General features: G+C 69.4%; 12 protein-coding genes. 5 read left to right on the top strand and 7 right to left on the bottom strand.

What is annotated here, in order from left to right; all coding sequences use genetic code 11:
• From ACFDTC_RS14480 to cobS, 4 genes are all read right to left on the bottom strand, one after another.
• A partial coding sequence (locus tag ACFDTC_RS14480; RefSeq protein ID WP_375259603.1) for an aminopeptidase P family N-terminal domain-containing protein occupies positions 1-260 on the bottom strand: 260 nt, incomplete at its 3' end.
• 103 nt (positions 261-363) lie between these two features.
• Positions 364-2,244 carry a cobaltochelatase subunit CobT gene (gene cobT / locus ACFDTC_RS14475; RefSeq protein ID WP_375259595.1) on the bottom strand — a complete coding sequence of 627 codons (1,881 nt, stop codon included), beginning with the start codon at positions 2,242-2,244 and terminating at the stop codon, positions 364-366.
• A 157-nt stretch (positions 2,245-2,401) separates the two neighbouring features.
• Positions 2,402-2,794 carry a hypothetical protein gene (locus ACFDTC_RS14470; RefSeq protein WP_375259594.1) on the bottom strand — a complete coding sequence of 131 codons (393 nt, stop codon included), beginning with the start codon at positions 2,792-2,794 and terminating at the stop codon, positions 2,402-2,404.
• A 154-nt stretch (positions 2,795-2,948) separates the two neighbouring features.
• Positions 2,949-3,935 carry a cobaltochelatase subunit CobS gene (cobS, locus tag ACFDTC_RS14465; protein ID WP_375259593.1) on the bottom strand — a complete coding sequence of 329 codons (987 nt, stop codon included), beginning with the start codon at positions 3,933-3,935 and terminating at the stop codon, positions 2,949-2,951.
• A 109-nt stretch (positions 3,936-4,044) separates the two neighbouring features.
• On the opposite strand from cobS, the gene ACFDTC_RS14460 reads away from it, so the two are divergent.
• From ACFDTC_RS14460 to msrB, 4 genes are all read left to right on the top strand, one after another.
• Positions 4,045-4,593 (top strand): sigma-70 family RNA polymerase sigma factor, encoded by a 549-nt coding sequence (locus ACFDTC_RS14460; RefSeq protein ID WP_375259592.1) that lies wholly within the window; start codon positions 4,045-4,047, stop codon positions 4,591-4,593.
• Positions 4,590-5,276, top strand: a complete 687-nt coding sequence (locus ACFDTC_RS14455) for an anti-sigma factor domain-containing protein (protein ID WP_375259591.1) — start codon at positions 4,590-4,592, stop codon at positions 5,274-5,276. The genes ACFDTC_RS14460 and ACFDTC_RS14455 overlap by 4 nt, the downstream gene beginning before the upstream one ends.
• A 148-nt stretch (positions 5,277-5,424) precedes the next feature.
• On the top strand, positions 5,425-5,973 hold the full coding sequence (locus ACFDTC_RS14450) for a fasciclin domain-containing protein (RefSeq protein WP_375259590.1): 549 nt from the start codon (positions 5,425-5,427) through the stop codon (positions 5,971-5,973).
• A 132-nt stretch (positions 5,974-6,105) separates the two neighbouring features.
• The gene (msrB, locus tag ACFDTC_RS14445; RefSeq protein ID WP_375259589.1) at positions 6,106-6,603 is read left to right on the top strand and encodes a peptide-methionine (R)-S-oxide reductase MsrB; all 498 of its coding nucleotides are present in this window, start codon (positions 6,106-6,108) and stop codon (positions 6,601-6,603) included.
• A gap of 124 nt (positions 6,604-6,727) precedes the next feature.
• On the opposite strand, the gene ACFDTC_RS14440 is transcribed toward msrB, so the two are convergent.
• Positions 6,728-6,973, bottom strand: a complete 246-nt coding sequence (locus tag ACFDTC_RS14440; RefSeq protein WP_375259588.1) for a hypothetical protein — start codon at positions 6,971-6,973, stop codon at positions 6,728-6,730.
• A 96-nt stretch (positions 6,974-7,069) separates the two neighbouring features.
• The gene (locus ACFDTC_RS14435) at positions 7,070-7,693 is read right to left on the bottom strand and encodes a J domain-containing protein (RefSeq protein ID WP_375259587.1); all 624 of its coding nucleotides are present in this window, start codon (positions 7,691-7,693) and stop codon (positions 7,070-7,072) included.
• A gap of 74 nt (positions 7,694-7,767) precedes the next feature.
• On the opposite strand from ACFDTC_RS14435, the gene ACFDTC_RS14430 reads away from it, so the two are divergent.
• Positions 7,768-8,025 (top strand): BolA family protein, encoded by a 258-nt coding sequence (locus ACFDTC_RS14430; protein ID WP_375259586.1) that lies wholly within the window; start codon positions 7,768-7,770, stop codon positions 8,023-8,025.
• A 22-nt stretch (positions 8,026-8,047) separates the two neighbouring features.
• Here the strand turns inward: ACFDTC_RS14430 and ACFDTC_RS14425 are convergent.
• The coding region (locus ACFDTC_RS14425) for a hypothetical protein (protein WP_375259585.1) at positions 8,048-8,359 on the bottom strand (312 nt) is incomplete at its 5' end.

The following is an 8,359-nucleotide window of genomic DNA, read 5'->3' as shown; positions in this document are numbered from 1 at the left end:
GCGCGCGCCTGCACGGTGTAGCGGCTGTCGACGAAGATCGCCGCCCGCTCGCGCAGCGCCACGCACCAGCCGGCCGAGCCGGTGAACCCGGTCAGCCAGGCCAGCCGCTCGTCGCGCGGCGCGACGTATTCGCCCTGGTGCGCGTCGGCGCGCGGCACGACGAAACCGTCCAGCCCCTCTGCCGCCATCGCCTCGCGCAGGGCGGCCAGCCGCGCCACGCCCTGTTCGGGCGACGATCTGACACCGAAATCCTGGAACATGCTTCCCTCGTCTCTGCGCGGGCGCGCCCGCGCGTCTTCACTTTGGCCGAAATACTCCGGGGGAGTCCGCACGGCGGACGGGGGCCGCGCCCCCGGACCCCGCTCAGGACGCGCGCTTCATCCCGGAAAAGCGCGCCCGCGCGCGCGGGTCGCTGTCGAACAGCGCCGCCAGCTGCTCGGTCATCGCGCCGGCCAGCTGTTCCACGTCGGTGATCGTCACCGCGCGGTTGTAGTAGCGCGTCACGTCGTGGCCGATGCCGATCGCCAGCAGTTCGACCTGCTTGCGGCGCTCGACCATGGCGATCACGTCGCGCAGGTGCTTCTCGAGGTAGTTCGCCGGGTTCACCGACAGCGTCGAATCGTCCACCGGCGCGCCGTCCGAGATCACCATCAGGATGCGCCGCGCCTCGGGGCGGCCGACCATGCGGCGATGCGCCCATTCCAGCGCCTCGCCGTCGATGTTCTCCTTCAGCAGGCCTTCCTTCATCATCAGGCCCAGGTTCGCGCGGGTGCGCCGCCAGGGCGCGTCGGCCTGCTTGTAGATGATGTGGCGCAGGTCGTTGAGCCGGCCGGGCTGCTGCTCGCGCCCGCCATTGAGCCAGGCCTCGCGCGCCTGCCCGCCCTTCCAGGCGCGGGTGGTGAAGCCGAGGATCTCGACCTTCACGTTGCAACGCTCGAGCGTGCGCGCCAGCACGTCGGCGCAGATCGCCGCGATGCTGATCGGCCGCCCGCGCATGGACCCCGAATTGTCCAGCAGCAGCGTCACCACCGTGTCGCGGAACTCCATGTCCTTCTCGACCTTGAACGACAGCGGCGTCGTGGGGTTGGCGACCACGCGCGCCAGCCGCCCGGCGTCGAGCACGCCCTCTTCCTTGTCGAACTCCCAGCTGCGGTTCTGCTGCGCCTGCAGACGGCGCTGCAACTTGTTCGCCAGCCGGCCAACCGCGCCCTTCAGCGGCTCCAGCTGCTGGTCGAGATAGGCGCGCAGCCGCTCCAGCTCGACCGGCTCGGCCAGGTCCTCGGCGGCGATCTCCTCGTCGAACTCGTTGCTGTAGACGGTGTAGGTCGGATCGGCCTCGGACACCGGCGCGGGGCCGGGCGGCTCGTGCGGCGCCTCGCCCTCGGGCATCTCGGTCTCCTGGCCCTCTTCCTGGTCGGCCATCTCGTCCATGCTGACCTGGGCCTGGCTCGCGTCCTGGGTGTCCTCCTGGCTCTGCTCGGGGCTGGCCTCGGAATCCTGCTCGGTGTCGTCGTCGTCGCCGGTGCTGTCGGGCTGTTCCTGATCCTGGCTGTCGTCGTCGCTGCCTTCCTCGTCGGATTCGTCGTCGAGCTCGTCGGGATCGTCGCCCAGCTGGTCGCCATAGCCCAGGTCGGTGATCATCCGCCGCGCGAACTTCGCGAAGGCCGCTTGGTCGCGCAGCGTGTCCTCGAGCCCGGACAGCGTCTGGCCGGCCTGGCCCTCCAGCCGGTCGCGCCACAGGTTCAGCACGTTGGCCGCGTCGGGCGGCAGGTCGCGCCCGGTGGCCAGCTGCCGGATCAGGTAGCCCGCGGCCGCCGGCAGCGGCGCCTCGGTCACGTCGCGCATCTGGCCGTAGCCCTTGCGCGCGGCATCGTGGCCGATCTTGGCGTCGATGTTGCCGGCCGTGCCGGGCATGTCGCGCGCGCCCATCGCCTCGCAGCGGGCGGTCTCCATCGCCTCGTAGAGCTCGCGCGCCATGTCGCCCGGCGGGGCGTAGCGCGCATGCGTGCCGGTGTCGTGGTAGCGGCGGTGCAGCGCCAGCGCGTCGGCTGTGCCGCGCGCCAGCAGCACCTCGTCGCGGCTCATCCGGCGCGACACCTGCGGCAGCCGCATCGCGTCGCCCGAGACACCGGACGGGTCCACCGTGTAGCTCACCGAAAGCTCGGGGTCGTCGGCCATCACCTTGGTGGCTTCGGCCAGCGCCTTCTTGAACGGATCGGCGGGGTTGTCGGAATTGTGCGCCATGGTCGGTCCATCCCTGGGATCGGGACGAACCTAGACCCTCGCGCGGGCGAAGGCCAGTGGCCGGCGCGCGCGGGGCGGGGGCGAATGCGCCGCCGGGGCGGGCGTCGGGGCGCGCCCCCACGCGCCCGTCAGCCCGCCCCGGCGCGCCGTGCGTCTGTCAGCCCAGGATCAGCTGGTCGCACATGCTCATTTCGCGCCGCGCGACCGAGGCCGCGGTGCGCGCGCGGACGGCGTCCTGCGTGGACAGCGACATCCGGAACAGCCGGGCCTGCGCGTTCTTCGCGCCCAGCCGGTAGCGCGACAGGCTGGACGGCCGCACGCCGCTGCCGGGCGTCACCGCCTCGAGCAGGTCGGCGAACATCTCGCGCCGCGCGGCGGGCGTGTCGGCATCCGCGCCCGTCCGGGCTGCATATTCCGCGGCCGCCGCATAGCGGCCGAGGCAGGTCGCGAAGGCCTTCGCCCGTTCACCGGGGTCGAGAGGCATGGCCAGCACCGGGGCGCTGACGCAGACCACGGCGAGGGCGAACAGAGAGAGACGGATCGGTTTCATGCGGAAAAGAATTCCGCACAACCGTTTGAAAATGGTTAACGGCCCGGCTGGAATCCGTTAACGGAACGGCAAGTGTTGTGTAAAAAGTCTTGCCGACACCCACATGGGGTGTTTTTCGGGCACTCCGTGTACCACGGGTCGCGCCCTCAGCCCGTCAGGCCATCGACAGGCGCGCGGCACTTTCCGGCAGTTCCTCGTCGAAGCAGCGCTGGTAGAACTCGGCCACGGTCTGGCGCTCGAGCTCGTCGCACTTGTTGAGGAACGACACCCGGAACGCATAGCCCAGGTCGCGGAAGATCTCGGCGTTCTGCGCCCAGGCGATCACCGTGCGCGGCGACATCACCGTCGACAGCTCACCGTTCATGAAGGCGCGGCGGGTGAAGTCGGCCACCGTCACCATCTGGCGCACCTGGCGGCGGCCCTTCTCGGTGTTGTAGTGCGGCGCCTTCGACAGCACGATCGAGGTCTCGGCGTCGATCGACAGGTAGTTCAGCGTCGCGACCAGCGACCAGCGGTCCATCTGGCCCTGGTTGATCTGCTGCGTGCCGTGATAGAGGCCCGTCGTGTCTCCCAGGCCCACCGTGTTGGCGGTGGCGAAGATGCGGAAATACGGGTGCGGCGTCAGCACCTCGTTCTGGTCCAGCAGCGTCAGCTTGCCGTCGGTCTCCAGCACGCGCTGGATCACGAACATCACGTCCGCGCGGCCGGCATCGTATTCGTCGAACACGATCGCGGCGGGGTTGCGCAGCGCCCAGGGCAGGATGCCTTCCTGGAACTCGGTGACCTGCACCCCGTCCTTCAGCTTGATCGCGTCCTTGCCGATCAGGTCGATCCGGCTGATGTGGCTGTCGAGGTTCACGCGCACCGCGGGCCAGTTCAGCCGGGCGGCGACCTGTTCGATGTGCGTCGACTTGCCGGTGCCGTGGTAGCCCTGGATCATCACGCGGCGGTTGTTGCGGAAGCCCGCCAGGATCGCCAGCGTCGTGTCGGGGTCGAACTTGTAGGTGCTGTCGATCTCGGGCACGCGGTCGGTCCGCTCGGGGAAACCGTGCACGATCATGTCGGTATCGATCCCGAACACTTCGCGGACCGAGATTTCCTCGGTCGGTTTCGCGTTGATATCGATCGCACCGTTCGCCATGGTCCTCGTGTCCTTCGTCGGTCATCAAGATGGCACCGCTGGTGCCCGGGGTTGCCACTCTGGTGCAACATATCGTCGACAGGGGCAAGGGGAAGCGCGTGGGGCCCGCATGACACCGCTGGACGAGATCGAGGCGATGATCGCCCGCGTCGCGATGGGCGATCGCGGGGCCTTCCGCGCGCTCTACGACCGGACCTCGGCGAAACTCTTCGGCGTCGCGCTGCGTGTGTGCCGCAACGAGGCAGCGGCCGAGGATGTCCTGCAGGAGGTGTTCCTGAAGGTCTGGGACAATGCCGGCCGCTACCGCTCCAACGGATATTCGCCGATGACCTGGCTGATCACCATCACGCGCAACGCGGCCGTGGACCGGCTGCGGCGGGCGCGCTCCTCGGGCGAGGCGGCCCCGGTCTCCGAGGCCGACACCCTGTTCGACCCCGGCCCCGGCCCCGAGGCGCAGGCCGTCGCCCGCGACGAGACGCGCGTGCTCGACGCGTGCCTCGCCGAACTGCCCGCCACGCGCGCGGCGATGGTACGCGGCGCCTATCTCGATGGCTTGACCTATGCCGACATCGCCCGCGTCTCGGGCGTCAAGCTGAACACCGTCCGGACCTGGCTGCGCCGCAGCCTGATGCAGCTGAGGGAGTGTCTGAGCCGATGAGCGCCGACGACGACACCGATCTGCCCGGCGGCCGGGAGGCCGCGGCCGCCGAATACGCGCTGGGCCTGCTGTCCGACGACGAGGCCCGCGCCTTCGAGGCGCGCCTGCGCGAGGATCCCGCGCTCGAGGCCGAGGTCGTCGCGTGGGAGGAATCCTTCGCCGCCTTCACCGATTCCGTCGACCCCGTCGCCCCGCCCGAACGGGTCTGGCGGCGGATCGAGGCCGCGCGCTTCGCGCCGGCCGGGCGGCGCGGCTTCTGGCGCCAGCTTCTGCCCTACGCGATCGGCGCGGTGGCCGGCGCGGTCATCGCCTTCGTCGTGTCGACCGCCGATCTGCTGCAGCAGCAATCGCCGCTGATCTTCGCCCGGCTCGAACCGGTCGAGAGCCAGCTTGCCTTCGCGGTGCAGATCGACCCGCCGACGCACACGATCTCGGTCGAACTCGATGCCGGCAGCGTGCCGGACGACGGCGCGCTGCAACTCTGGTTGATCCCCGAGGGCGAGGCGCCGATCTCGCTCGGCGTGATGTCGCCGGGCGGCGACCATGTGGTCGTGCTGTCGGACGCGATGGCCCTGCAGGTGCGCGGTGGGGTGCTGGCGGTGTCGCTCGAACCGCCGGGCGGCTCGCCCACCGGCGCGCCGACCGGCCCGGTGCAGGCGGCCGGGGTGCCGATCCCGAGCTGATCGCCGCCCCGCGCCCCGCCCGCGCGCGTGCCGAGAGAGATCACGCACCCGTGAAGCGGCGTCAGGCGAATCCTGAAACTGCCCGGCGCGGACCTCCGTGTCTGGGGCATGTCCGGCAATCGCGCCGGATGCAGACAGGGAGAACCACATGACACGTTTCACCACCTTCGCCGTCGCGGCACTGGTCGCAGGCACCGCAAGCGCGCAGATGCAGAACCCGATGGTCGGCGGCGCCGAGATGTTCGCCAGCCGCACCATCGTCGAGAACGCCGTGAACTCGGCCGACCACGAGACGCTGGTCGCCGCCGTGCAGCAGGCCGGCCTCGTGGACACGCTGAACTCCGAAGGCCCGTTCACCGTCTTCGCGCCCACCGACGCCGCCTTCGACCGCATCGCCGACGACAGCCTGAGCGCGCTTATGATGGACCGCAACAAGGCGCAGCTGGCGCAGATCCTGACCTGCCACGTGGTCGCCACCAGTGCCATGTCCGACGCCATCGCCGGCATGATCTCGGACGACGGCGGCATGCACGCGATCCCCACCGTGGGCGGCTGCACCCTTCAGGCCAAGATGGTCGGCAACGCCATCGTCCTCGTCGACGAGAACGGCCGCGAGGCCGAGGTCACCATCGCCGACGTGCGCCAGTCGAACGGCGTGATCCACGTCATCGACCGCGTCCTGCTGCCGCAGCAATAAGCCCGCCCCCGGCGGCGCGGGCCCACCCCCCGAAGCCCGCGCCGCCGGCACGTTCGCGCGATCGTGTTGACACCCCGCCTTGTCGCGCGCGCGCCGGATGCGCATCTTTTTACGCAAACGAAGGAGCACGCCATGACACGCAGACATTTCCTGTTCTCGACAGCCGCCCTGTCGCTGGCGGCGCTCGCGCCGTTCGGTCTCGGCCGCGGGTCCGCCAATGCCGCACAAGGCAACTTTCCCGTCTCCCGGACCGAGGAGGAGTGGCGCGCCATGCTCTCCGACCTCGAATACAAGGTCATGCGCGAGGAAGGCACCGAGCGCGCCTTCTCGTCGCCGCTGCACGACCTCAAGACGCCCGGCACCTATGTCTGCCGCGGCTGCGACCAGGCGCTCTACTCGTCCGAGCACAAGTTCGACAGCGGCACCGGCTGGCCCAGCTACTGGCAGGCGATCGACGACGCCGCGGTCGAGACCAAGCCCGACCGCTCGTTCTTCATGGTCCGCACCGAATGCCACTGCTCGAACTGCGGCTCGCACCTGGGCCACATCTTCGAGGACGGCCCCGAGCCCACCGGCCTGCGGCACTGCATCAACGGGGTGAGCCTGGTTTTCCGCGAGGCTTCCGCCTGATTTCCAAGGCCCGTCTTATCTGGATAGCAATTCTGGACGACAAATTGGACCGCGGCTTGGAAAGTCGCGGTCCTTTTTTGTCCGTGGCCGTCGCCGAACCCTTCGGGTTCACGCGTGCCGTTTCCTATGCGGCGATCGACTCGGGGCGCAGGCGGTGCTTGTTCAGCGCCGACTTGGTTGCCCAGAGACTTGCCAGAATTCCGAGCATCAATCCCGCGCCGCTGGAAAGGGGTGCCACAACCTCGGCATACCCCATAATCGTGAAGGCGAAGCCGATGATGGCGCCCGCGACAAAACCCGCAAGAAAGCCGACCAGCGTGCCTCGCCACACAATGCTCCACCAGATCGGTAGAACCTCTTTGTAACCCATACATCCCCCGTACGATCAACAAATTCCCGTGCGGGAAAGTTTGTCATGGGCAAGGGTGCTGGGCAAGCGCCCGGCCGTCCCGATACTGTAAGGAACTCACTTGAAGCTGCGGCTGTCCTTCAGCTGGTCCCAGGCCCAGACCACCTGCTGCAGCTGGTCCTCCTGGCTGCGGTCGCCGCCGTTGATGTCGGGGTGCAGCACCTTGATCAGCGCCTTGTACGACCGGCGGATCTCGGCCTTGGTCCAGTTGTCCTCGGCCTCTAGGATCTCCAGCGCCTTGCGTTCGGTCGGCGGCAGGCGGCGCCCGCCGGCCTTCTTGCGGCCGGGGTTGCGCGTGGCATTGTCGCCCAGCACCTGGTGCGGGTCCTCGATGCCCAGCCGCGCCCAGGCCTTGGCCTCGGGGTCGCGCCAGTCCTTGGTGCGCCGGTCCCAGACCTTGTCGGCGCTCGACTGCGCGTTCATCTCGGCCTCGGTCTTGCCGTCGAAGAAGCTCCACTGCGCGTTGTACTCGCGCACGTGGTCCTTGCAGAACCAGTAGAAGTCATCCAGCACGTCCGGCGCCTTGGGCGCGCGGAACTTGCCCGGCTCCTCGCAGCCCGCGTGGTCGCAGACGCGCGTCGACGTCTCCTGTTCCCCGGACATGCCGCGCCGGCCGCGCGGATTCTTCTTCTTGGCCGACTTGATGGACATGTCGAAACCGAAGGGGTCTGGTCTGCTCATGGGCTCACCTCTTTTCGACTCGGACGCCGGAGTTTAGACTATGGGTCCGGGTTTTACAGGGGGCAGGACGAAAAATGTCGAAGACGCAGAAGATCGAGACGCGGCTGCGCGAGGCCTTCGAGCCGCGCGAGTTGAGCGTGATCGACGACAGCGAAAGCCACAGGGGCCACGCCGGCTTCCAGGAGGGCGGCGAAAGCCACTTCCACGTGGTCATCCGCTCGGAACGTTTCGCCGGCCAAAGCCGCATCGCGCGGCACCGCGCGGTGCATTCGGCGCTGGGCGCCGACCTCGTGGCCAGCATCCACGCCCTGTCGCTCGACCTCGCGCCCTGATCGCGCGGCCACGCGCCGGGCGCTAGCGATCCTCGTCCGTCCGGCGGGTGGCCCGCAGGCTGCCTTCGCCGCGCAGGGACGGGTCGTTCGGATGCGTCTCGACCGCGTGCACGCGCGGCGGTCCGGCGAACAGCTTGCGCACGGGCGCGGCGATGGCCGGGTCCTCGCGCGGGGGCGCGATCCGCAGCTTGCGGCGCGGCTCGCCCCGCTTGGCGGTCAACGGCCGGCTCTCGGGGCGCGTATCGGCATCCTCGTCGGCCTCGTGCGTCTCGGCCGTTGCCTCCTCGGGCGCCTGCGCCACGGCGGGTTCGGGCGTCGCGGGACGCGCGGCGGG

Origin of the sequence: Citreimonas sp. (assembly GCF_042096055.1) — a bacterium.
Lineage (GTDB): Bacteria > Pseudomonadota > Alphaproteobacteria > Rhodobacterales > Rhodobacteraceae > Citreimonas.
The sequence above is the reverse complement of the archived record's forward strand: the minus strand, read 5'-3'. Positions and strand labels throughout refer to the sequence as shown.

Coding starts and splice junctions, on each gene's coding strand:
- ACFDTC_RS14435 (WP_375259587.1), bottom strand. CDS start 7,693: ATGAGCAGACCAGACCCCTTCGGTTTCGACATGTCCATCAAGTCGGCC.
- ACFDTC_RS14455 (WP_375259591.1), top strand. CDS start 4,590: ATGAGCGCCGACGACGACACCGATCTGCCCGGCGGCCGGGAGGCCGCG.
- msrB (WP_375259589.1), top strand. CDS start 6,106: ATGACACGCAGACATTTCCTGTTCTCGACAGCCGCCCTGTCGCTGGCG.
- cobS (WP_375259593.1), bottom strand. CDS start 3,935: ATGGCGAACGGTGCGATCGATATCAACGCGAAACCGACCGAGGAAATC.
- ACFDTC_RS14470 (WP_375259594.1), bottom strand. CDS start 2,794: ATGAAACCGATCCGTCTCTCTCTGTTCGCCCTCGCCGTGGTCTGCGTC.
- ACFDTC_RS14430 (WP_375259586.1), top strand. CDS start 7,768: ATGTCGAAGACGCAGAAGATCGAGACGCGGCTGCGCGAGGCCTTCGAG.
- ACFDTC_RS14440 (WP_375259588.1), bottom strand. CDS start 6,973: ATGGGTTACAAAGAGGTTCTACCGATCTGGTGGAGCATTGTGTGGCGA.
- cobT (WP_375259595.1), bottom strand. CDS start 2,244: ATGGCGCACAATTCCGACAACCCCGCCGATCCGTTCAAGAAGGCGCTG.
- ACFDTC_RS14460 (WP_375259592.1), top strand. CDS start 4,045: ATGACACCGCTGGACGAGATCGAGGCGATGATCGCCCGCGTCGCGATG.
- ACFDTC_RS14450 (WP_375259590.1), top strand. CDS start 5,425: ATGACACGTTTCACCACCTTCGCCGTCGCGGCACTGGTCGCAGGCACC.